Source organism: Methylocapsa sp. D3K7 (assembly GCF_029855125.1).
Lineage (GTDB): Bacteria > Pseudomonadota > Alphaproteobacteria > Rhizobiales > Beijerinckiaceae > Methylocapsa.
Map to the genome: position 1 here is coordinate 1700893 of NZ_CP123229.1, position 20994 is coordinate 1721886.

Sequence of the window (20994 nt, forward strand, 5' to 3'; positions counted from 1 at the left end):
AGGGGTTCCACTGTATTTGATGAGCCTGCGGCAGTTCTGCAAGACCCAAACGTGAGCGGAAAAGAGAGGGCGGCCTTGCTGAGCACCTCGGCAGGCCGGCATGGCAAGACCGGCCTGTTGATTCGCCTCCCAATGGGATAAACGGAAGGTCATGGCCGAATTGATCAACATCGACCTTGGCAGGCGCTCGCGACGGTTGCGCGTCGATACTCTGGTCAAATTGCGCTGGCTGGCCCTGCTCGGACAGGCGATCGCCCTTGTCGTCACCTACTACGGTTTGCGGTTTTCGCTGCCGCTCGGGCCATGTCTCCTCGTCATCGCCGCTTCGGCCTGGCTCAACATCGGTCTGCGTTTGCGGTTCGGCCGCACCGAACGTCTCGAGGACGCCCCCGCGGCGGCAATGCTTGCCTATGATATTTTGCAACTGACCGCGCTTCTTTATCTCACGGGCGGCATCGAGAATCCTTTTTCGATGCTGTTCCTCGCTCCCATCATGATATCAGCCGTATCGCTGTCCGGCCGCATTACCTTGATCCTCACTCTCCTGATGGTCGGGGCGGTTTCGGCGCTCACCTTCAGGCACTATCCGCTCCCTTGGTATCCTGGAGAGCAGCTGCAACTCCCGTTGATTTATGACGCAGGGATTTGGGTCGCGATCGTTCTCGGCGCTGGGTTCATCGCCATCTATGCGTCGCGCGTCGCGGTCGAGGCGCGCAAACTGGCCGATGCCCTGGCCGCGACCGAACTCGTGCTGGCCCGCGAGCAGCATTTAACCCAACTCGACGGACTCGCGGCGGCGGCGGCGCATGAACTCGGCACTCCCTTGGCCACAATCACGCTCGTTGTCAGGGAGATGCAAAAACAACTTCCCGCCAATGATCCGTCTGAAGAGGATCTCAAAGTACTGGCCCAGGAAGTCGGCCGCTGCCGGGCCATTCTCGGCACCCTGACCTCGCTCGGCTCGGACACCGGCGACATTCTCGATGAAATGAGCTTGGGCCTGCTGATCGAAGAGGCGGCCGGCCCGCAGCGTGATTTTGGCATGCGCATTTCGATCTCAAAAGACGGCGAAGACCCCGAACCCATCTGCCGCCGTAATCCGGGGATCTTATATGGCCTCGGCAATCTTATCGAAAATGCGATCGACTTCGCCGTCTCGGACGTGCGGATCGCAACGAAATGGGATTCGCAGCAAGTCACCATCGTGATCGAGGACGATGGTCCTGGATTTTCCGCCGATGTCGCCGGCCGGGTGGGCGAACCCTATGTCACGACCAAGACCGACCGGCGCGCCAAAACGGAAGAAGGGTCCGGGCTTGGTCTTGGATTGTTCATTGCCAAGACGCTCCTCGAACGCTCCGGCGCGACCGTCAAGACAGGCAACCGGGCGCCGCCAGAAACGGGAGCCTCCATTGCCATTTCCTGGGAACGGCCGGTCTTCGAGCGCGGGACCAGGGGTTTGCGTGCCGGGCTCGCCGCCGCCGCGGTCAAGCCCGTGGCCGGATTCTCGCCGCCTTCGGGGGATAGTCCGGCTCCGGTTAACCCCAGGAAATCGTGAAAAAACTCGCTATTTTCTTGCTTTGTCGGATTTTCTGCCGGAAATGGTCCAAGCGAGGCAATTGGTTATGCAAAATGACGCATCCCCGAAGACGGGAGATCAGAGCAAAGACACGGACGGCGCGCCGGATGGCCATGGGCCAGACCGCTCGCTGCTGATCGTCGACGACGACAATACCTTTTTGACGCGCTTGAGCCGCAGCATGGAGACGCGCGGCTTCACGGTGACGGCGGCAAATTCCGTCGCCGAGGGGCTCGCCGCCATCGCTGCAACGGCCCCCGCCTTCGCGGTGATCGATATGCGTCTTGCCGACGGAAATGGCCTTGACGTCATTCGCGAGCTGAAGGCGAAGCGCCCCGACGCGCGGGGGATCATCCTGACCGGCTATGGCAATATCGTCACCGCCGTCACCGCCGTGAAGCTCGGAGCCTTCGATTATCTGGCAAAGCCCGTCGACGCCGACGAGATTTTCAATGCGCTCATGGCGACCCGGCACGACAAAGCCGAACTTCCCGAAAATCCCATGTCCGCCGACCGTGTGCGGTGGGAGCACATTCAGCGGATTTACGAGCTTTGCGGCCGCAATGTCTCGGAGACCGCCCGCCGCCTCAACATGCACCGGCGCACCTTGCAGCGCATTCTGGCGAAAAAAGCGCCGCGCTAGGGCATGATCTGTGCTGTCCACAAGCGCTTGCAGCAGCCATTGCTTCGGGCCGAAAAATAGGTGTAATGCGCGCTTCCTCGGCCCTACGGCGGCGTTCCAGCCATATGGGTAAAGCGGTCTTGATCGAGACCCGCCGGGGCCGGTAGCTCAATGGTTAGAGCCGGCCGCTCATAACGGTCTGGTTGCAGGTTCGAGTCCTGCCCGGCCCACCATCTATTCTATTCTCCATTGATATTGTTTAGGATTTTCCGTTCTTTCCCGCACCTGATACCTGGGTAAGGGAATAGATGTTCGCTTTTCTCCCCGATGACAGCTTGCCCATATTCTCCCTCGCGAGCCGTGCACGATTAGCGTTCTTGGTATAAAGGGACGCCATTTTTCCGCCCTTCCAGCCGAAAATAGCCTCAAGTGCGGCCTCTGTGGCGCCGTCGTCCGCTGCTCGCGTCGCGGCCGCTTTGCGCAGCCCATGCGCGGAGCCGGGAACCCCTGCCGCCTTGCAAGCTTCCCGAAACCAGTTCCCAAAACTCTGCTTCGCCATTGGCTTACCTATCGGCGTCGCCACGAAAGCAAGATCCCCTGTCTTGCTTCCCTCAATGATCTCGGCAAGCTCTGGCAAAATCGGGATCTCAACCTTCGTGCCGTTCTTTTCGGTGTTCACCACGATCACGCCGTTGCGGACATGCTGGCGACCGAGTCGCGCGGCGTCGCCAAGCCTAAAACCCGTATAAAGCAGGACACCGAACGCCAGACGCTCGCGCGTGCCAATTGGCCAACGAGTTTCAAACTTGAGGATTTCCTCCTCACTCCAAGGGTGAAATCCCTTTGTACTCGGAACGCGACCCTTGACGCCTTCGGTCGGATCGGAATCCACGAACCCGGCTTCCAATGCCCAGCGGAAAAGACCGCGCATCGTTTTGAGAAAGTTGTTTGCAGCGAACGGGGTATCCTTGCGGCGGTCCCGAGCAGCCGCGATGGTCTTGCGGGTGATCTTCACGAACGGCTCTTCGCCAGCCAATTTGATGATATTCAGGAAGATATTTTCGCGCTGTTTCTTTGTCGCCTGCGAGAGATTTGCCCACGCGGCGGAATCCCGGTAGCGAGAGATCAACCAGGCAAGCGTTCCGGTCTTCTCTCCCGCTTTTTTCGGCGTGGGTTCCCCAGCGATTGCCGCGTGATAAGCAGCCTCGAATTCCGGCGTTCCATATTCCTCTTTGATACGGACGCGCGGACCGTGATCTATGCGCACAAACCAGACGATCTTCCCGTGACGGGTGCGTTCCTTATGAAGGTGCGGCGGTCGAGGACGTGGCATCAGAGGATGATATCACGCAATTCAGGGGCCGTTTTAGGCGCTGCTATTGGAGCATCCGGCTCCATGGGAATTAGACTAAAGGTTCCATCTTTCCCAATATTCAAACGGAAAGGAACGCCCGCCCGCTTTCCTGCACGAAGCAGCCGTGCAACTTCGGTTTCCTTAAATACACACCGCTCTCTTCTTCCGGCCATTGTGACTTAACCTTATGAATTAGACAAATTGCATGTTGAGACACGAAAACACAGCCGCACCTCGAAAGCATGGAAAATTATTGCTCATCGTCGGGGTTGTCCCCAATTTTACATCACGATTCCGTGATATAGCAAAGTCGCACTCGCAGAGCGGGTTGACGATTGACAACTATTGTCAAGCTTGGCATGAATCCTGCTCATTCATTTTAGCTTGGTTCCTCCCCAGGCTCATGGATGACTTCCCCCTGGTCTGCAGACCGGATCAGGGGGCTTTTTGCATCCGTTGTGCTGTGCGCCATTTTTCCGGTAGAAAGCATAAATCAATCGGGAGCATTCATGTCTGTTGTGCCGTCAATGATTATTCTTATGGTAACGGCATTGGTTGTATTTCGCCGTGAGCTTACCTCTTGGCGCGTCTCCGGCGCTAAGTCGCGTCCTTGGCATCGCAACAGGCCGCCGCCGCCACAATGAACAACCCAGACAGCAGACACGCCAGGCTGTTGTGATGATTAATAACTTAACCCAAACGGGTGATGTTTTTCCGTATATTTCTCATATGTTAAGCCCGTGCCGCATTTCGGCATGCTGGTGTCCTCGTCCCCCGTACGGCATCAGCTGCAAGTAAAACTTGATGATGCCCCTGATCCCGTCCGCTGCGTATCTGCGGCGAGGTCAGGGGCTTTTTTTGCTTTCCGCTTACGCCCGCCGCGCCCGCCACCGTGCTCCAGATGGAACTTTTCAAGCCTTGAAGCGATCAATGCATCATATCGAGCATGCTCGTAGCCAAGGGACACGTACATGGATACCAATACGCTTCTTATCATTATAGTTCTCGTTCTGCTGCTTGGCGGCGGCGGCTGGTATGGTCGCGGACGCTGGTTCTAAGCCCTGAGCGATAGCCGCACGCGGTAGAGACGATAGTTTGTGGCCGGAGAACGAGATCCCCGGCCGATAGCCAGAAACGCGGCACTAATTCACCTATGACAGAGCAATCCCAGATAGTTTTTTATCGCTCCAGCTGGAACCTTTGAAGGCAGTTCAGCGATAACCTTGGGGAGTGCCCTCCGTTATCGAGCGCCTTGGCCGGATTAGGGGCTGCTCGGCAATACTTGACCAGGGAGGTATCTATGCACCGCTTGTTAGCTTTGCTGTTTGCGGTTTTTGCTTTGGGAGCGTGCGGCAAATACTCTCAAGAATCACCGTCGGATCAAAAAAATTCCGGCAAATCGTCGGCAACTCTTACGCTGCCCCAATGAGACGAGGGCCATCTAATCTTTGATCGGGTCCGCCGCGTTTTTGACGTAATGCCGGACGCAACGTCCGGCGCGGGAGGAAGCGCAAGCTGCGTCGGGATTGGCAAAGAAGCCCTATAAGAGGCCCAGGTCAAACCCGTCGCCGCCCTGCCGTTGTCAGCCCCGCCGCAGCCGGTCCCGCTCGTTTAGTAGCGTCTCCAGCACCCAGCACCAGAATTTCAGGACCGTTATGCGGTAGCGGAGTCGCAGTCGCCGGTAGAGGGTCATAGTTTATCTAACAATTCAGAAGTTCCGAGACGATTGGCGACATCCAGAGAAAAGAGGTAGCGCAAGCGCATCTTTTCCATCCCCTCCTTATGTGCTGACCTCCTTTCATCACCTTGCACGATGCGCAGGCCATTGCGAACATTCTTAAGCAAAGCGATGATGTCATCATCTTCCACGTCGCTGTGTCCGACAAGGTTGGTCGCATAATCAAGCATGGTGCGGCACTCCAAAAAAGTCTCGGGTCTCTTGTCAATAAGCTTTCGCAAGATTTCCGCTTTCTCGCGCTCGTGCAAATCAGCGGCCCTGTCACATTCATCATCGGTTGTAGAAATATCGACCTGATAGTTTTTATCGGCATCAAGCCATTTCCAGCGGGCAATAAGTTGCTGGATTTCGCTGACCTGTTCCTTTGTTTCCGTGGCCGGTGCTTTCGGGGCGGCCTTGAAAGCCCTTGCCTTCGCCGCCGGTGCTTTGCGTGTCTTCGGTTTCGTGGCCATGTGTTACTCCAATTTTTCGGTGGAAAGCGCGTTTCCGCAGTTCGCTTGACGTGATAGTTGGCGATATAATTGGCGAGCGACGGGGATGGCTAAGGCCATCTGCTAAACTCAGACCACGTGTGCTGTCCTCGGCGCACCATCAATAGTTACGCGGCTATGCGCGCGTGATAAGATCGTCGTCAGCCATGTCGACTTAACTCCCTCATGTCGGCACGGTTAGAGACGGTCGAGTGTCATTGCGGGCTTGGCCGTCTCGCTCGCCGCAGCAATGCGCTTGTCGAGCAGGGCGATGAACCCCGTTATGATACGCCCCAATTCCAAGCCCAGGCTGCCGATGTCGTCAACGTTGACATCGGTACGAATGCGGAAATCATCCAAGGCCGCGTCGGCCTTCCTTAGACAGGCACGATTGTGGCGGAGCCACCGGGGATTGTCGGTTTGTATTCTGGGCGGTGATTCTTTAATGCTTGTCTTAGCCATTTGAACATCCTCTCAGGCGAATCGATGTGATCGATGGTTAGGGGCTTGCGAGCGGGTGACACGCTCTGCAGGCCCCGCTTGTTACGCGTCGCCATAGATGCCGCGCACCTCATCGAGGTATGCCTGCCGTAGCTCGCCCGCCTTAGCCTCGAACTGAAGCTCAAGGTCTCGGAGCTTTGCCTCGTATCTGAAACCGGCTGACCGGATTTCATTGACTGTGGTCGCCGCCTCGGTGGCCTCAATGACGGCCGTCGAAGGGACGCCAAAAACCTGTTTAATAAGCTGTTTTGCCATGTAAGTTTCCTTGCAATTTCGCCTAGCACATGCTAGTGAAGTAGTACTTACATAAGGTAAGTACTTTGTCAAGGTGCTTGGGAATGAAAAAATTAAGCAAGCTGCCTTCCATAGAGAACCGAACTGTAGTTCTCTCTATTAAGGTGCGCCCGTCGCTTGCTAAGGCACTCGTCAAGGCAGCTAAGGATAGCGGCCGTACGAAAGCTAGATTTACGGAAGAGGTGTTAGAGCTTTATCTGCGCGAGTTAGGTGTGCTTAAATAATCGGCGGCCTAAGATCATCGGGAATCCAAGATAGCGAAAGGCAATGGAATGAACCTCTCCCGCGCTTCTGCTATCTCTGCGACCGTATTAATCGGCGCAAACTTCTCGCCCTGGATCGACGCGGCACATGCTCACCTCAGGCAGCGCGCCCAGGATGGTGTCTATGTTGTCGATATCACGACACGGCAAGGTAATTGCGGCAATGCCCTTCATTTGACGATCTCAGTGTCCGGCGGCCACGTTACTGCGGTAGGAGATACGCCGATAGAATCTAGTGGTCAGATCGACCAGCGCGGGATCGTGAATCTTACATTTCAGGGCATGGACAAGGTCGCGTATGCCACCGGAAAGCTTGCGGACGGTTCTGGCTCTGGCACCTGGTCGTCGCCATCTCTGCAATGCGCTGGGTCCTGGCACGCCATTCGGCATAACTGAAGCCGCTCGACCCCAAGGATCCCGGCGTCGAAGTTCATGGGGCGAATGCACAGGGGCGTCAGGGCCAGCAATCATCGTGACCTAGGCGCTACAAGAGCCATCCCCTTAATTAAGCAAGGTTCATTGATTCGCCAACCACGCGAATTAGTTAATTCCCTAACATCAAACTTAGGGAGAAACGCAATGGCCGACTGCCCCGTTTGTGAAGGCAAAAAAACCATCGAATGCCCAGATTGTAAGGGAACAGGAAAGTTGGGAAGCAGAACCCCAAGCGTAAGGGAATGCAATCATTGCAGCGGGACCGGACAGAAAACGTGCGACAATTGCAAAGGAAGCGGGAAAGTCTAAATTTTCGGGCTTTTGCCGACGGGAAGGGCGGCGGCTTGGGCGTTTCCTCGCACCAATCTAGGAGCGCGTCGGCTTCGTCTGGGGGAAGAGCGGCAACCTCGGCATGATGCTTAAAGGTAAGATTGTCCCGCCGGCGGGACAATTCAAACGCGTTAGCTATACTGGCAGCGTTCCGACACGTTTGGTATTCCGGCCCTTCCCAATCCTCGGCCTCGACGATAGCCTTGCGCTCGCCGTAGCGAGCCTCACCATAGGCTCACCAATCGCCAAGCCACCAAGAAAAGCCGGGAACGAAATAAAATGATGATTATGAGTCTAGGAGGGCGTGCCGGATTCTTTGACAACTCTCCCCCACATCGTCTTGCGACGGCGCCCAGCCCACCAGCATCCGACGAAGCAAATAAGACCTAGAACGATAAGTACCCACGCACCGAACTTTGCCAAGACGACACCCTCTGGCGTCACCTTTTCAGTAAATACGTCGGTAATCCAAATTCCTGCGGCCAGGGAAACCAGCCCAACGCCAATAGTCAGCAGAACCGTATTTAAGGTATTCATGGTAGTTAGTGCGTCAAGTTCATGCTCGGCAATAGGATATATTTTCATGTTGCGGCACGCATAGAAGGATTCCACAGTCGCGCCGCGATGTGTCTCCACAGACACCCCGCGTCCCACGAATATGTCCCCATCCTCTGCTGACATGATTCTATTTCTTTTCTACTTCGGTAGGGTGAGTGGCCTCTTCTGGTGGCTTTACGCTCGGATAAACCCCGAGCATGACAGCATTGAAAAATCTCGTATATCCGCAGGGAGAGATTACCATTACTAGCGGATAGACTTGTCCTCCTAGCTGAAATGCACCACCCGCCCCCAACGTCGTTGTGGCTACGAAATGATCCGCAATAAGCCATTGAGTGCTTCCACAGATCGGGCACGCCTCCGAGCGCCCGGCCCATTTGGCGGATATCGCCTCCGAAATCTTTTCTTTCTCGGCTATTGACAGTTTGCCTGGGATGTCCGCCATTCTTGTCCCGCGTTTCCACGACAGAGGCAAAAGAGTAACACTCTTCCCATGGCTTGACGAATCCGGTGCCCGGATGATCGGCCATCTCTTGCTTGGTGAAACGTGCCATAATACCACCTACTTCCAAACCGGCTTGGCAACTGGCGCTGGGGGCGGTCCCTGCATTGATTTTATATATTCAGCCCGGGCGGCCGCCGCACATTTAGAACGCCATGCTGCCAGCTCGGCCGGTGTGCATTCGATAAATCTTGCGCATTGCTCCAACGCCATACCGGCGAGTTCGTATTCAGCGATTCTCTCCAAATCAGCCCTCTTCGGTTGCCACGCCATCAAAGTTTCAATCCCCGCAGTTTCGTAATGACCCACAGCCGGGCGACGCGATAAGCCGCGATGCAAAGATTGCGAAATGCCAGTGTGATGTTCATGACTTATCCTGAATCCAATTCATAGAATCCCAATCCCATTTGCCGCCATCGAATTGGCCGAACACGATGATTGCCGCCTTTCGCATTGTGCGATTCATCGCGAATGCGAGATCGTCATCCATCCCAAATTTGATGAGCAATAAGGGCTCAACGAACCCAGGATGGTTCACGAGTTTTTTATTGCGTCCAAGTCCTCGTCGAGGCCGCCAAAACGGGACACCGCACTCATGGCAGCCTTAACGCCATGGAATCCGAGTCGCTTCATGATGGCGCGCACTTGCAAATGGCTTGCAGGAATATCAACGGGATCGCCGTCAATCTCCGCGACAGATGCAACAGCCAAAATTTGGTTGAACGCGGGGCCGTTACTCGCTAGCTCACCGCCAACATCGACCGTCAGATCATGAACCGCCAAGAAATCCAGTTGGCGCACGCCGATACGGCGCCCGGTGACATCATTTTCATATTCGATGCGGTTGGCATCAGCTTTGATGCGTTCCGCGATAGACGGGGCGCGCATCGCGGTTTGAGACCCTTCGGTTTCAATCGTAGGACCGTTATTAATTCTTACTCGTGCCATGTCACACCTCAAGTTAGGTTGGATCGTTTCGGAAAATTTGGAACGCGAAAGCTGTATCCCGCGTCAGCCTTGCTCGGTTGCGTATGCACTCGGGCCAAGCCATTGCCCACGGCCATCGGCGCCAGACGCGCTCGTGGGATAGGTCGCGGTCGCAACCATTTGGCTCGTCACGACCTGCGCAAGCCTACGACCATCAATGTTCATGTTTGATGTGATGTGCACCGATGTCTGACGCGACGGTGGAGGGGTCATTGGTGCGGCTGCACCGTTCCCTGGCAGCGACGTTGGCGAGGGACCAATTTTCATGCTGTTGCCAATAAGCGGAATCGATCCGGCAAGACTATTCCATGCGCCAACGATTTTGTCGCGAAGCCAGTCGAAACTCAAATTTAGACCGTTGGCGAGCGACTTCCATCCATCCGTCAATTTGTGGCCAAGTTGATTCATCAAGTTGTTGATACCTGCAACCGTATCCATGGCGTCCTGATAAAGCACGGTCTTGAAATCAACCTGACCGAACACCACCGCAATGCTCGAAATGCCATCCTTCAGCCCGGAGAGGCCGTTTAAGACAGCGGGCCAGTTCGCCACAGCAAGCCCGGTGAGGCCACCGAGGACCGCACCGCCAGCCATTCCGAGTGGACCGCCCAGCGCTCCCAGCGCGCCGCCCGCGAGTGCCCCGCCAAGCGCGCCCCCGCCCGCGAGGACAAGATTGGTCGCCAGTTTCGGATTGGCGTTTGCTGCGGCGCCAAGGCTAGACAGCGCACTCGTAAGGCTTCGCAAAAATGGAATGGTGCCTTGAATCATCGGCGCGCCAACAGCTTCCTTAAAGCTCTCGAACTGCGCGGTCAGGGCCTTCATCGCGATCACTGGATTATTGTTGACGGCGTTTTGATAGCCCTTGTCAAGACCAGGCACCATTGACGCCAGACGCTTGTCCTTCTCTGCCTGTTGCACAAACTCAGGGTCGCCGAGCATGAAGGCCGCGCGGTTTTGCGATTGATTCGGAAACAGCTTGGATCGCATCGCACTCGCGAGCGCAGGATCGCCATGTGCATATGCTTCGATTGCAGGCTGTAGGACATTACGCACCCAGCCGGGATCGTCGCTCGCATATTTCAGCGAATCTTTGATTGCGCCAATATCAAGCTGCGTCTTGCCGCCACCAAAGCCGGTCTTGTGTATCTTGGTTGGGTCAAGCAGGCCAAGAGTGTTTAGGGCTTCCGTTTGCTGTTTGCTGAGAACAGCGCCGCCCTGAATAAACTTGTGCAGCTGGTTCATGGTGACGCCAGCCGTGTCGCCCCGCAAATCAGCAATGAGCGGCAAAAGGTAGGGCGCTGTCTTCGCGAGATCCGTGGTTATCCAGGCCGCACCCGCACGCGTTGCAAAGTTGGAAACGTCGCCTGCTTTGACCTTTTCTTTGAACAATTGGAGATAAGGATAAAGCTCGCTCAGAATCTGTTGCTGCTTCTCTGTGTCCCCGGTCACGCCCTTTTTCTCAAACGCCCGGAAGACATCATAGGCAGATTTATCGCCAAGCAAGGTATCGATCTTAGCGGCCTGCGGTGCAGCTGCGATTGCCGCACTATCTGAACCAAGCACACCACGCAAATCCTGCACGGTCTTTAGATATTCAACAGCATTGACGGTCGGAACTGCCTTCGCGATTTTGTTGAAATAATCAGCTTGGATACCCAAAACATTGTTAAGCTCAATGCCTTTATTCACCATTTGCTGCTGCTGATCGACCAGCTTCATTCCCGCTGGCCCAAACTCTTTGAATGCCGCGACGACACCGAGAGCGCCGCCTGCAATACCAGTGAACCCAGCAGTCAAAGCCTTCTGACCCGCCGTCATCGTGTCGAAATGCTTTTGCAGAGATTTGAGCCCGGCTGCAATGGTCGCCAGACCTGGAGAGAAGTGATCAATTAATCTCAGTTCAATGAAAACATCATAGGGACCGGCCATCAGTTCGATCCCTTTCGTATTTCAAGTTCTGAGACGCGAATGATTTTCGATAGGCCATCCGACCCCTCGCGAATGCCGCCAGCGCCGCCCTTAATCTCATTTCCAATTTTAGTAAGAGCGCCGCGTAGCCAATCCAAATTTTCCCGCACAGCAATGGCATCTTGGGGAATGGCCCTAGCAAGCGCGTCGAGATCGCCTATAACGGTATCGGTGGCCGTACCGAGGCCAACCATCATGCTTTCGTATCGATCTAGGCCGTCACGCAATCTGCGGGCAGAAGAAACAAATTTACGAGCGTCATCGGGAGTCATTAAATAATCCATTTCAAAATCCACTATCCAATATCCAATTTGTGAAAAAGGGCGGGCGACGTTGGATGCCGTCGCCCGCCAATGCCTTCCGACCATCCGGTCATCCAGCTAGGCCCATTTTTCAACACCTAGGCCCCGGTGCATCGGCGACGCGGGCGGAAAGCAAAACACGCCGCCAATTCCTAATCAGCCACGCGCAATAAAGTCTGAAGCAACGCTCGCCGCAGCGAGAACAGCCTCCGACTCATCTTCCAACGCCGCTAACTCAGCGCTGCGAGTTTGGAACCGGGCAGAAACAATCTTGTCAACGATCTGCTCGTGAACCACAGCTGGCACGCCACTCAATACGGGAGTTGCAAGCGCAACAGCGTCGCGGATTTCAGCATCGTCGCTCATCGCCAACCGGAGGCGTTCTGTTTCCGGCAAGCCCCGCAGCATGGTCCTGATTTCTGCTGCTCGCATTTCGGCCAAGGGGTCTTCGGGGCGCTTCAAAACTTCCCTCTTGAACGAATCGCGCTCAGATTTGATGCTGTTCAATTGCTTCTGTGCCTGAGTGCGGATTTGCACGAGATGGCCGTTTGTTGATGTCGCTGCCTTAAGTTCCGCCAGCTTCTCCGCTTGGCCTTCCGCTGACAAACGGCCGTCAGCGCGAATCTCCGCTGCCTTCTCACTGAAACCATTTGCAATCATGATGGCCGAGCGTACGTTGTGGCGCGCGTTGTCTGACGCAGACTTTGGAAGTCTGCTTTCAAATTGTGAAATGTTCAAATTCATTGTTTTGTCCTTTAAAATTTAGCCAGCAATTCATTGGTCCGTGCTTTGATTTCATCACGCCAGCATGTCACCGTGTCCGCCGGGGCAAAGACAGGATGCGCAAGCGTCGAGAGATTCTGTGGCGTGTCGAAGAACGTCCGAAGATGTTCGCCGCGATTGGCCAACACTGCATCAACGGCGGCAAGTTCAATCAACGATTCGTGCAGTTCGAAGGTAGCGTTTCGATACCGCTCACCGGCTACGGCGCGTTGTGATTTTAATTCATCAAGTGTCATTGTGCTCTCCTTCTATCTAATCAAGTTTCATGTATCCACGTGACCAAAAATCATAATCTATCTTCCAAGGTCCCGGCCCCGAGATCTGAAGATCCGTCAGTGCGTAAACCATCGCGTCCAGCCTATCTGGCGAGTCTTTCGTCCCCGGTTCGAACGAGCACATTTCATCCTCCAGATCGGGAAAGCACCCAACATGGTGAACCTTGTGTTGCTCATAAATCGCACTGATCGGCTCGGCCCGAACAATCTTCCCACGGCTTGCATGAACAGCACGTAACGGAACGCTCTGGTCAACCATTCTCAAGGTGTGAGCGACCATGTCGCCACCTTGGTTCTGTTCGTAAATAATCCTGTCAGCACGGTGCTCGCGATACGCTGCGATTGCCCTTCGCGCCCACTCAGTCGGGCTGTATTTGCCGGACAGATCCTCGATGATATATCCGTGCCGATTGCGGCATTTGCCTGCGACCACGATGCCGGTGGCGTCACTCGTTTCGCTGACACTCACCGCAGGATCGATGGCGACAACAATCCGCGTCATCTCCGGTTGTTCGGCCTTGGGGATGCGCGTTTTTTCGATAAGATCCCTCGACCAAAGCGCACCGGGATTGTCGTCTAAAATATCGCCGTCGAGTTCTTGCCTCCCGAGCCTCGTGCCCTCATACCTCGAGACAATCGCAGAGAGGAATGTCGGAGCAAGATTTGCAGCATTATCACTGGTCTTGCCCTTCGTGACATGCACATCCGGCCGTGCGATGAGTTCCTTTAAAATCTTTATAGGACGCGGCGTTGTCGTAATCAAAGCGCGTGGCTTTTTACCCAGCCGCAGCCCAAACATTGACATATTGAAAACATCCATCGCGTTGTCCATCGCAGCAAGCTCATCCATCCAAATAAAATTATGCTGCGGGCCACGAAGCCTGTTTGGTTCCTCTGCGCTAAACAACGTGATTATCGAGCCATTTTTGAATGTGACGCGTCGCTTGCTGGGTTCATAGAGAGGTCGATCCCAATCCGAGCAAACGGACAAAAGCCCTGACTCGCCCTCAACCATGGTGTCTCTAACATCGGCTGCAGTCGGACCGATGAAGGCAACGCGCCTGGCCTGCTCGCTTATGATTAAAGATTTGACCCATTCGGCGCCGGTGCGGGTCTTTCCCCACGCCCTCCCCGACAAAATAAGCCATATATTCCAAGCGTCATCGATGGGCGGCAACTGTTCTGACCGTGCACGAACGCTCCAGTCATCACTAAGGACCTCGGCAAGGCGTTGAAAGATGCTCATTCGGCCGCCTCATGCTCAATCAGCTTCGGGTCATTGGTGGCGTGTTTGGCATCAAGGTCGCGGAACAGCGCCGCGATATCGGCCCTGGCCTCAGGATGGGCTTGGCATATCGAAAGCAGGCCAGCTTGAAGCTGGAGGAACGGCGGGCTACTCAAAATTTGGGTGTTGTTCGTGATATTGAGCGTCACGCCTGCGATTTTTGAAACTTCGCCGGTAATGGAACCCATTTCGCGGAGTACTTCGATCAGTCTGCCCGCAACTCGTTCGACGCCATAAGGGCGGTTTGCCTGCGATTCCCGATCCAATTGGTTCATCAGGATGCTGCGGATAATCGCCAGATAATCGATGATGGCGCGGCTTTCGTCTGCCGCTGCATTGGCCAGATCGGCGATTTTGGCCTTGCCAAGCAGGTAACCGACCTTGGTCTCTTCCGAGACATGCCTGGTCATATGCCGCCAAATGGCGTCCCGATGGATTCCGAACTGTTCGGCCAGTTTATCGATGCCGTTTCCAGCGACGTGCAGCGCCTCAATCCGAACCCGCTCAGCGTGGTTGCAAACCGCACAATTTCGATGACGCTTCATCGGATGGGTTTGGGTAGCGTCTGGCTCTCGATGCGGGCGTGCAGCCTCGAGAGCGGACGGAATAGGCGTTCCGTTCTTGAAGCAGCCCGGCGGGGCTGGGGGCAATGGTTTCATCTACGGCCTCGGTGTCTGTGCTGTTCTGCGCGGGCGATGCCACGGGCAAACTTTGCGTGGCTGGGATTCGGTGCCCGGCGCGGTGAAGGGGGTTTTGTGGGGACAATCCAAAGCCCCGTGCCGTTTTCGACACGGCTGCGCCACCAGGCCGCGTATTCGGCCGGTGAAGTGTCCAGCAATTCTGCGATAAAACTGATGCCCATGCGGGCGATGGTCGCCTCGACGATTAGCTCAACCTGAGCCTTGTCGGGCTTAAAGGGTTTTTTCAAATTTCATTCCCGATATTGACAGGGCCTATAACCGTGGCTATAAACCCAGTACGTGTTGAAGCTGAGCCGCACAAAATCGGCGCGACTCAGCGTGGTTAAACCGGCCGCAAAGCTCTCCCTTTGCAGTCGGGTAGATATGATTAACGCCGTCAAACAACCGCGCGCTGTCCAGCGATTCGCGGGACTTTGCGTTATTACCCTACTTTAGAAGTATATAGTGTCCCACGCTAATTGTAAAGGTTAGCGCGATTTTTCGTTGCGTTTACGGTAGGCTACGAGGTGTAGCTGCAGGCATCCGCCAACCGAAACGGCGACGAGCAACGCGCAGGCATCCGCAGCTCCGAGTATGCAGAGATTGCAATAGACCGTGGCGGACGACCGCCTCCTTGCCGCAGTCGCAGGTGCATTTCCATGAGGTTTTCCCGTGCGCGTCCTTCCCCGCTTTTTCTATAACCGTGAGCCGCCCAAAGCGGAGGCCGCTTAAATCGGCGCGGGGTTTGGCTCGGGGCTCGCCCTGCTCATTCAAAAGGTCGTCATAGCCATTCATCAGTCAGCTCCGGTTATTGGCGATTAGGTCGAGGCTTGCTCCAGCACTCGATAAACGCTGGCTCGGCTCACGCCGGTCTCCGCGACAATCTCGGGGATCTTCTTCCCCGCCGCATGAAGGGCAAGGATGCGGGAGGCTTTCAGCATCGCTGTAGGCTTGCGCCCCTTGTACTTTCCAGCTTCCTTGGCCGCCGCAATGCCTTCACGCTGGCGCTCCAGCATAATCTTTCGCTCGAATTGAGCGATGCTGCCCAAAACATTCAAAATCAATTCGCCGCTGGCGCTGCTTGTGTCTAAGCCCAGGTCCAGAATTTTGAGGCCCACGCCCTTGGCCTTCAGGCGTTCTTGGATGTCCATAAGATTGGCCATCGACCGAGCAAGGCGATCTAATTTAGCGACAACGAGCGTGTCTCCCTCGCGAGCGAAATCTAAGGCTTTCTGCAGCTCGGCCCGCTCTGCGACGGATGAAACTTGCTCTGAAAATATCTTGTCTGCGCCGAGCGCTTTCAGGTCTCGAACTTGCGCCGCAAGCCCTGCGGCCTGTTCGGCGGTCGAGGTTCGGCAATATCCAATCAACATGACGTCACCTGTCTAACAGCATCTAGGATGCTATTGAGATAGTCTCAAATTTCCCCTGTGTCAATACCCTATTGAGACAATATTGACGGCATCCCACAAGGGCAAGGTCTATTGAGACATCCGGGCGCGGTGTTGACCAGATGCTGCGCGGCAGACCGGGATAGTATTTGGTTTACCGCCAGGAGCCACAGAAACCGGCCTAAAATTGGAAAGTCAGCAAAAACGCTGTCTGACAGCTAGGTAGGCACAAACCAAGGCCAGCGGGCTTCCCAGGCTTGTTAATAATTCAACAGATTATGTGTGTAGTTTGCTAAGCTTTAGCTATACAGTTGCGAGGCAATAGCGCGAGCGAGACGGGCACAGCTCAATTGGAAGGGGAACCTTAAAACCGAAACGGGATTGGCAAGGCATACGGGGCTACGGAAATGGAGCTTGCAATGGATTGGAATCGTGTTGAAGGAAACTGGAAGCAGCTAAAGGGCAAGGTCAAGGAGCAATGGGGCAATCTTACTGACGATGACCTTGATAAGATTGCCGGCAAGCGTGATCAGCTCGAAGGCATAATCCAGGAGCGCTACGGCCTTAATAAGGATGCGGTCCGCAAGCAACTCGACGACTGGGTAAACAAGCAGTGATCGTAAGCTTGCGTATCTAACATTCTTGCATAACCGGGGGCCGCGTTAGCTATTTGTAGTGTGGCCTCCCCCTCAGTAGCAGATTGGCGGGTCGATTCAGGCCGAGAATTGGGCCGCCCGCCAGTTTTGGTGATCGGGTTTTGTTAGTGCGAGGCGCTGCGGGTAAGACCAATAATACATATGATAGTACCACTTTCCGAACCAGTAGCGGGGGTTTCTGTAGTACCACTTTCCGAACCAGTGGGAGGCCCACTTTCCGACCAAAAATGACGTTTTCGATCGTCAGCTGAGGTTTGGTTATGGATGAATTTTTGCGCGATATCGAAGAATGTCGAATCCCTGACTTGCGCGCTCAGCTTGAACCGCTGGAGTCGGGCAAGATACGAATCGCGGAGATTCGAGAGGGCGTCCAAGTCGATACTACGCAGGCAAGAATTCTGTGGCTGAAACGCTGGATAACCGCCTATGAGGCAATGTCCTCCAAGATTCGCGCTAGCCTCGGCCTCCCCGCCAAGTAAGTTATCGGACGGCCTCTTTCTTCGGATGCTCGCGATGCAATTGCCCTCTATGACTTCCGTGATGCAATTCTTACTGAGCCTCGCCGCGCTATTTGTCGCAGCAAGTGCGCTTAATTTCACAGTCTGGACATGGCGTGAGAAGCGCAATGCCGATCTCGTGCAGATTGGCATAAACGTTTTGCGAGTTGATCCAGAAAAGGAAAAGCAGATCAGCGCTGCACGCGAGTGGGCGCTCAACCTAATAGACGCCAACGCGGGAGGGGTGATGTTTTCGCCCGACGCTCGGGCGCAACTGCTAAAGAATCGGTTAGAAATTGCTGACGTAAAATGGGGCAACTTTAGTTGGGGCAGTGGCGAAACGCTTCCACCGAATCCCGCTCAAATTCCCAAATAATGAAACAGCGGTTATTCCGCCGCCTCCAGGTATTCACACGGGTACGGCGTGCCAGACGCCAAGGTCCAAATTTCGATGATCGCCGGGGCGTGCCAGACCATTGGCGCTATGGGTGTGTCCGGTGCAGGCCGGTGCGGCGCCGCAAGGCGTCTATCCTCGATACGCATCTCATGTGCAGGTAGTGACGCAACGCTAGTGACGAGTGAGTTCTCGGCCAGCCCCTTTGCAACATTGGTGTCAGCTATAGGGGTGACAGGTGTGTCCAGAGTAGAGATACAAGAGTATGCGACGGACGGACCTGTCACCCCCCTCGTTTGGCTATTGGCTTTAGCTTGGCGCTTGTACCATGTTTTGCGGGAAATCCCCTCGGCCTCCCAAGGCTTGGTCCTTGATAGGTCGTTCTTCATCAGCCATTCCTCTCTCGGTTTTGAGCCTTGGATCCGTCGAATATTTGCTTTCCGTTCGGCGTCACGTTTGCGCAGCCACGCCTTTCGCTCGGCTGTTGTTTCGTCGCATGGCAGGATTTGCCATATTTTGAACTCCACTCTTTCGGCGGCGGTTAGATTGAGCATTTCGCCGAGTTCGGCCCGCGACACCATTCGCTTGCCGAATTTTCGATATGCGTGATCAACACATCGAGCGATTGCCGGGTCGTCGGGTTTTGTCTCAACTCCGATTTGGCGAAGGTTTCGCCGCAATGAATAATTGGTGAGCCCCGGCCATGTGAACGGGCGCCCTTTGATTGTAAATTTCCCATCGTCGGCCATCAGCAATATGGCGGCTAATGGGGGTGCCCATTCCCTTGCGGTTAGGATCTCCCCATAGTGTTTACGCCGGGCTGCCGCTAGGCGCCGGGCGTGCCCTCGGACGGATGTCGCCACTACCCGCCGGGCCGAAGCCTTACCCATTACCGCGCGGCCGCCGTTTGGCTCGCGGTAATGTCCGCCTAACCCGTGCCGGGGAGATGCCCATGGCCAGAAGGTTGTCGCAAGACTGGTGTAGCCAGGTTAGATCTGCATCAGAGACAACTCCTTTGCTTTTGAATCCGACGACCAAGTTATGAAGTCTTTGCTTTTCACTGAAAGTGAAAACATCATAACAGCGGTCACGAACGGAATCGATCAGTTGCCACATGTCTCGTGCGGGCATAGGAACACTCATTGCCGCGACTCCTTACGGAGTGCGGACAAGCGTTCGGCATCAGCAGCAACCAATTCCTTGGCCGACTCTGAGACCGCTACCCAATAGGCTCGAACTCGCCGAAGCGCGTAGATCAGCCCAGCAGGATCGCCAGCCTCATGCATGGCGGCAGCCGCGTTGAGCATCGCCCCCATTGCATTAATGTTGGGGCCAATGTCATCGAAGAGTTGATCTATTTTTGCTTGCGCTGTTTCGAATTTTTCGATAGTGGTTTGTGTGTCAGTGCTGCAAATCAATGTACCTAAATCAGAGCCCGGGGCGCCTGCCAGCGCAGCCGGGCTTTCTACTTCTAAAACATCCATATTTATTCACCTTAAATCATCGCGCTTTTCCTTGGGGTAAAAGCCTCCATGCCGCGTGCCTTGGATGCACGGCATGGAGGCGCTCTTAGCGGGGGACCGGCCGCCGCTAATTCAGTCGATGGGGGATGGCATTCCATGCACAGTCGCAGCGGCAATTTGAGCTGCGAGACGCAAGGGCAGGATTACAAGCGCGTCGCGCCGGTCTGCTTTGACGACCAGCACGTCGCGATTTTCTAGCCATGCGTAGAGTTGCGAGAATCCAGAGGCTCTGGCCTTTGCCTCAATGCAGATATCGCGGCCAAGAACTGGGACCGTCAGGTCGCCAAGGTATGAACCTCCGGCTGCGCCCGACAACGGCACCCGTTCAGCATCGAGGCTGTGTGCTTGCAATAGGCGGACAATGGCCCGTTCGAGGCGATTGCCCTTGTCGCGTGAAGCCTTGCCGCCACGAGGTGCGGGAGGCGCCGGAAATAGCCTTTTGTTATCAGAAGTGCTTAATTCGCCCGCACCTTGCGGAAGCGCATTGTTTTCACTAGATTTTTCTAGATCTGCCCGGCCCACCACTAAAATCAAGGTGTTAGCCCTTCTGTACTTCGACTTACTAAGTGTTCCGTAAAGAAAATAAGCAACGAAACAATCATCGTGGCGGAGACTCGGAGAGGAAACAGCAATGTCAGTTCCCAGCAACATCGCAACGATAATTGGCGCTTCACTGATTCTCGGCCGGGTCGCATTCGCCGTGTTTCGAGCGGTGGCCCCGTCCAAAACCCCGCCTCAGATGGGAGGGGGATTTGCGGGTCTTGCGGTGGTCATTATTGGTGTTCTCTTTCTTGTCATCGGATCCCTCACAGGCCACTGAAATTCATCCTTTCGGCTGGTTTTTCGCGGATGGAGAACCGTCGTGAGAGGCACAATCTACACCGGAATCGGCGGCTGGACCTATGAGCCATGGCGCGGGGTCTTCTACCCCGACGGGCTGCCGCATAAGCGCGAGTTGGAATATGCCAGCGCCCACCTCACCTCCATCGAGATCAACGGCACCTATTACTCCACCTTCAAACCCGATAGCTGGGCCAAGTGGCGCGATGAGACGCCAGAAGGATTTGTTTTCTCGGTGAAGGCCTCGCGATTTTGCACCAATCGCAAAATTCTTTCCGGTGCCAGCGAGTCGATTGCCAAATTTATCGGCCAGGGAATGAGCGCTTTGGGCACCCGGCTGGGGCCGATCAATTGGCAGTTCATGGCGACCAAAAAATTCGAGCCGGAGGATTTTGAGGGATTCTTGAAATTACTCCCTTGCGAGACCGATGGCGTGCCGCTTCGCCATGCGCTGGAAGTGCGTCACGACAGTTTCAAGAGCGAGCAGTTTTATGACATGGCGCGCCGGTATTCGGTGGCCATTGTCCTTGCCGACGGCGACAATTTTCCTGCGATCGAGGCGGCGACGGCGGACTTCAATTATTTGCGGCTGATGCGGGGCAAGGAAGACATCGAAACGGGCTACGCCGCTGTTGAGCTCGGCCGCTGGGCCAAACATGTCCGCGCCTTGGCAAAAGACGGTGATGTCTTCGTCTATTTCATCTCGGGAGCCAAGGTCCGCGCCCCGGCGGCGGCGCAGGCCTTCATCAAGCAAGTCAAATGAGCGT

At 55.3% G+C, this 20994-nt stretch carries 23 protein-coding genes and 1 tRNA gene; 9 read left to right on the forward strand and 15 right to left on the reverse strand.

The window, feature by feature from the left end:
* Window positions 1–151 precede the first annotated feature (151 nt).
* The 3 genes from QEV83_RS07745 to QEV83_RS07755 all read left to right on the forward strand — a co-directional run bounded on the left by QEV83_RS07745 (window position 152) and on the right by QEV83_RS07755 (window position 2434).
* The gene (locus QEV83_RS07745; protein ID WP_280130627.1) at window positions 152–1558 is read left to right on the forward strand and encodes an ActS/PrrB/RegB family redox-sensitive histidine kinase; all 1407 of its coding nucleotides are present in this window, start codon (window positions 152–154) and stop codon (window positions 1556–1558) included.
* A 67-nt stretch (window positions 1559–1625) separates the two neighbouring features.
* On the forward strand, window positions 1626–2222 hold the full coding sequence (locus QEV83_RS07750) for an ActR/PrrA/RegA family redox response regulator transcription factor (RefSeq protein WP_280130628.1): 597 nt from the start codon (window positions 1626–1628) through the stop codon (window positions 2220–2222).
* A 136-nt stretch (window positions 2223–2358) separates the two neighbouring features.
* Window positions 2359–2434: transfer RNA gene (locus QEV83_RS07755), tRNA-Ile, on the forward strand.
* 26 nt (window positions 2435–2460) lie between these two features.
* Here the strand turns inward: QEV83_RS07755 and QEV83_RS07760 are convergent.
* The 4 genes from QEV83_RS07760 to QEV83_RS07775 all read right to left on the reverse strand — a co-directional run bounded on the left by QEV83_RS07760 (window position 2461) and on the right by QEV83_RS07775 (window position 6519).
* Complete coding sequence (locus QEV83_RS07760) at window positions 2461–3534, reverse strand: tyrosine-type recombinase/integrase (protein WP_280130629.1); 1074 nt, start codon at window positions 3532–3534, stop codon at window positions 2461–2463.
* A 1710-nt stretch (window positions 3535–5244) separates the two neighbouring features.
* Window positions 5245–5745: a hypothetical protein gene (locus tag QEV83_RS07765; RefSeq protein WP_280130630.1), complete on the reverse strand. Its 501-nt coding sequence runs from the start codon at window positions 5743–5745 to the stop codon at window positions 5245–5247.
* 216 nt (window positions 5746–5961) lie between these two features.
* A complete protein-coding gene (locus tag QEV83_RS07770; RefSeq protein WP_280130631.1) occupies window positions 5962–6225 on the reverse strand; it encodes a hypothetical protein in 264 nt (87 codons plus the stop codon).
* Between the two features lie 81 nt (window positions 6226–6306).
* Window positions 6307–6519 carry a hypothetical protein gene (locus tag QEV83_RS07775; RefSeq protein WP_280130632.1) on the reverse strand — a complete coding sequence of 71 codons (213 nt, stop codon included), beginning with the start codon at window positions 6517–6519 and terminating at the stop codon, window positions 6307–6309.
* An 83-nt stretch (window positions 6520–6602) separates the two neighbouring features.
* On the opposite strand from QEV83_RS07775, the gene QEV83_RS07780 reads away from it, so the two are divergent.
* Together QEV83_RS07780 and QEV83_RS07785 are read left to right on the forward strand one after the other, a co-directional pair.
* Entirely contained in the window at window positions 6603–6782 is a 180-nt protein-coding gene (locus tag QEV83_RS07780) for a hypothetical protein (protein ID WP_280130633.1), read from the forward strand.
* Window positions 6783–6830: 48 nt separating this feature from the next.
* Entirely contained in the window at window positions 6831–7217 is a 387-nt protein-coding gene (locus QEV83_RS07785; RefSeq protein ID WP_280130634.1) for a hypothetical protein, read from the forward strand.
* Window positions 7218–7880: 663 nt separating this feature from the next.
* Here QEV83_RS07785 and QEV83_RS07790 read toward each other — a convergent pair.
* The 9 genes from QEV83_RS07790 to QEV83_RS07830 form a co-directional block, all read right to left on the reverse strand.
* A complete protein-coding gene (locus tag QEV83_RS07790) occupies window positions 7881–8267 on the reverse strand; it encodes a hypothetical protein (RefSeq protein ID WP_280130635.1) in 387 nt (128 codons plus the stop codon).
* A 913-nt stretch (window positions 8268–9180) separates the two neighbouring features.
* On the reverse strand, window positions 9181–9606 hold the full coding sequence (locus QEV83_RS07795) for a hypothetical protein (protein WP_280130636.1): 426 nt from the start codon (window positions 9604–9606) through the stop codon (window positions 9181–9183).
* Window positions 9607–9657: 51 nt separating this feature from the next.
* Window positions 9658–11562 carry a hypothetical protein gene (locus QEV83_RS07800; RefSeq protein ID WP_280130637.1) on the reverse strand — a complete coding sequence of 635 codons (1905 nt, stop codon included), beginning with the start codon at window positions 11560–11562 and terminating at the stop codon, window positions 9658–9660.
* Entirely contained in the window at window positions 11562–11969 is a 408-nt protein-coding gene (locus tag QEV83_RS07805) for a hypothetical protein (protein ID WP_280130638.1), read from the reverse strand. Before QEV83_RS07805 ends, QEV83_RS07800 begins: the two co-directional genes overlap by 1 nt.
* A 90-nt stretch (window positions 11970–12059) precedes the next feature.
* On the reverse strand, window positions 12060–12647 hold the full coding sequence (locus QEV83_RS07810; RefSeq protein WP_280130639.1) for a hypothetical protein: 588 nt from the start codon (window positions 12645–12647) through the stop codon (window positions 12060–12062).
* Between the two features lie 11 nt (window positions 12648–12658).
* Window positions 12659–12922, reverse strand: a complete 264-nt coding sequence (locus QEV83_RS07815) for a hypothetical protein (protein ID WP_280130640.1) — start codon at window positions 12920–12922, stop codon at window positions 12659–12661.
* Window positions 12923–12938: 16 nt separating this feature from the next.
* Window positions 12939–14207, reverse strand: coding sequence for a terminase family protein (locus tag QEV83_RS07820; protein WP_280130641.1), 1269 nt, complete (start codon window positions 14205–14207; stop codon window positions 12939–12941).
* Complete coding sequence (locus QEV83_RS07825; RefSeq protein WP_280130642.1) at window positions 14204–14905, reverse strand: hypothetical protein; 702 nt, start codon at window positions 14903–14905, stop codon at window positions 14204–14206. Before QEV83_RS07825 ends, QEV83_RS07820 begins: the two co-directional genes overlap by 4 nt.
* Before the next feature lie 839 nt (window positions 14906–15744).
* On the reverse strand, window positions 15745–16299 hold the full coding sequence (locus tag QEV83_RS07830) for a recombinase family protein (RefSeq protein WP_280130643.1): 555 nt from the start codon (window positions 16297–16299) through the stop codon (window positions 15745–15747).
* Between the two features lie 437 nt (window positions 16300–16736).
* On the opposite strand from QEV83_RS07830, the gene QEV83_RS07835 reads away from it, so the two are divergent.
* From QEV83_RS07835 to QEV83_RS07845, 3 genes are all read left to right on the forward strand, one after another.
* Window positions 16737–16934, forward strand: coding sequence for a CsbD family protein (locus tag QEV83_RS07835; protein WP_280130644.1), 198 nt, complete (start codon window positions 16737–16739; stop codon window positions 16932–16934).
* Between the two features lie 299 nt (window positions 16935–17233).
* Window positions 17234–17452, forward strand: a complete 219-nt coding sequence (locus tag QEV83_RS07840) for a hypothetical protein (RefSeq protein ID WP_280130645.1) — start codon at window positions 17234–17236, stop codon at window positions 17450–17452.
* Between the two features lie 34 nt (window positions 17453–17486).
* Window positions 17487–17846 (forward strand): hypothetical protein, encoded by a 360-nt coding sequence (locus QEV83_RS07845; protein ID WP_280130646.1) that lies wholly within the window; start codon window positions 17487–17489, stop codon window positions 17844–17846.
* A gap of 1157 nt (window positions 17847–19003) precedes the next feature.
* Here the strand turns inward: QEV83_RS07845 and QEV83_RS07850 are convergent.
* On the reverse strand, window positions 19004–19348 hold the full coding sequence (locus QEV83_RS07850; RefSeq protein WP_280130647.1) for a hypothetical protein: 345 nt from the start codon (window positions 19346–19348) through the stop codon (window positions 19004–19006).
* 111 nt (window positions 19349–19459) lie between these two features.
* A complete protein-coding gene (locus QEV83_RS07855) occupies window positions 19460–20113 on the reverse strand; it encodes a hypothetical protein (RefSeq protein WP_280130648.1) in 654 nt (217 codons plus the stop codon).
* A 136-nt stretch (window positions 20114–20249) separates the two neighbouring features.
* Between QEV83_RS07855 and QEV83_RS07860 the strand changes: the two genes are divergently transcribed.
* Window positions 20250–20990 (forward strand): DUF72 domain-containing protein, encoded by a 741-nt coding sequence (locus tag QEV83_RS07860; RefSeq protein ID WP_280130649.1) that lies wholly within the window; start codon window positions 20250–20252, stop codon window positions 20988–20990.
* Window positions 20991–20994: the final 4 nt, after the last annotated feature.

Excerpts from the sequence above, each read along its gene's own strand:
- QEV83_RS07745 (WP_280130627.1), top strand. The coding sequence starts at position 152 with ATGGCCGAATTGATCAACATCGACCTTGGCAGGCGCTCGCGACGGTTG.
- QEV83_RS07750 (WP_280130628.1), top strand. The coding sequence starts at position 1,626 with ATGCAAAATGACGCATCCCCGAAGACGGGAGATCAGAGCAAAGACACG.
- QEV83_RS07760 (WP_280130629.1), bottom strand. The coding sequence starts at position 3,534 with ATGCCACGTCCTCGACCGCCGCACCTTCATAAGGAACGCACCCGTCAC.
- QEV83_RS07765 (WP_280130630.1), bottom strand. The coding sequence starts at position 5,745 with ATGGCCACGAAACCGAAGACACGCAAAGCACCGGCGGCGAAGGCAAGG.
- QEV83_RS07770 (WP_280130631.1), bottom strand. The coding sequence starts at position 6,225 with ATGGCTAAGACAAGCATTAAAGAATCACCGCCCAGAATACAAACCGAC.
- QEV83_RS07775 (WP_280130632.1), bottom strand. The coding sequence starts at position 6,519 with ATGGCAAAACAGCTTATTAAACAGGTTTTTGGCGTCCCTTCGACGGCC.
- QEV83_RS07780 (WP_280130633.1), top strand. The coding sequence starts at position 6,603 with ATGAAAAAATTAAGCAAGCTGCCTTCCATAGAGAACCGAACTGTAGTT.
- QEV83_RS07785 (WP_280130634.1), top strand. The coding sequence starts at position 6,831 with ATGAACCTCTCCCGCGCTTCTGCTATCTCTGCGACCGTATTAATCGGC.
- QEV83_RS07790 (WP_280130635.1), bottom strand. The coding sequence starts at position 8,267 with ATGTCAGCAGAGGATGGGGACATATTCGTGGGACGCGGGGTGTCTGTG.
- QEV83_RS07800 (WP_280130637.1), bottom strand. The coding sequence starts at position 11,562 with ATGGCCGGTCCCTATGATGTTTTCATTGAACTGAGATTAATTGATCAC.
- QEV83_RS07805 (WP_280130638.1), bottom strand. The coding sequence starts at position 11,969 with ATGGTCGGAAGGCATTGGCGGGCGACGGCATCCAACGTCGCCCGCCCT.
- QEV83_RS07810 (WP_280130639.1), bottom strand. The coding sequence starts at position 12,647 with ATGAATTTGAACATTTCACAATTTGAAAGCAGACTTCCAAAGTCTGCG.
- QEV83_RS07815 (WP_280130640.1), bottom strand. The coding sequence starts at position 12,922 with ATGACACTTGATGAATTAAAATCACAACGCGCCGTAGCCGGTGAGCGG.
- QEV83_RS07820 (WP_280130641.1), bottom strand. The coding sequence starts at position 14,207 with ATGAGCATCTTTCAACGCCTTGCCGAGGTCCTTAGTGATGACTGGAGC.
- QEV83_RS07825 (WP_280130642.1), bottom strand. The coding sequence starts at position 14,905 with ATGAAACCATTGCCCCCAGCCCCGCCGGGCTGCTTCAAGAACGGAACG.
- QEV83_RS07830 (WP_280130643.1), bottom strand. The coding sequence starts at position 16,299 with ATGTTGATTGGATATTGCCGAACCTCGACCGCCGAACAGGCCGCAGGG.
- QEV83_RS07835 (WP_280130644.1), top strand. The coding sequence starts at position 16,737 with ATGGATTGGAATCGTGTTGAAGGAAACTGGAAGCAGCTAAAGGGCAAG.
- QEV83_RS07840 (WP_280130645.1), top strand. The coding sequence starts at position 17,234 with ATGGATGAATTTTTGCGCGATATCGAAGAATGTCGAATCCCTGACTTG.
- QEV83_RS07845 (WP_280130646.1), top strand. The coding sequence starts at position 17,487 with ATGCAATTGCCCTCTATGACTTCCGTGATGCAATTCTTACTGAGCCTC.
- QEV83_RS07850 (WP_280130647.1), bottom strand. The coding sequence starts at position 19,348 with ATGGATGTTTTAGAAGTAGAAAGCCCGGCTGCGCTGGCAGGCGCCCCG.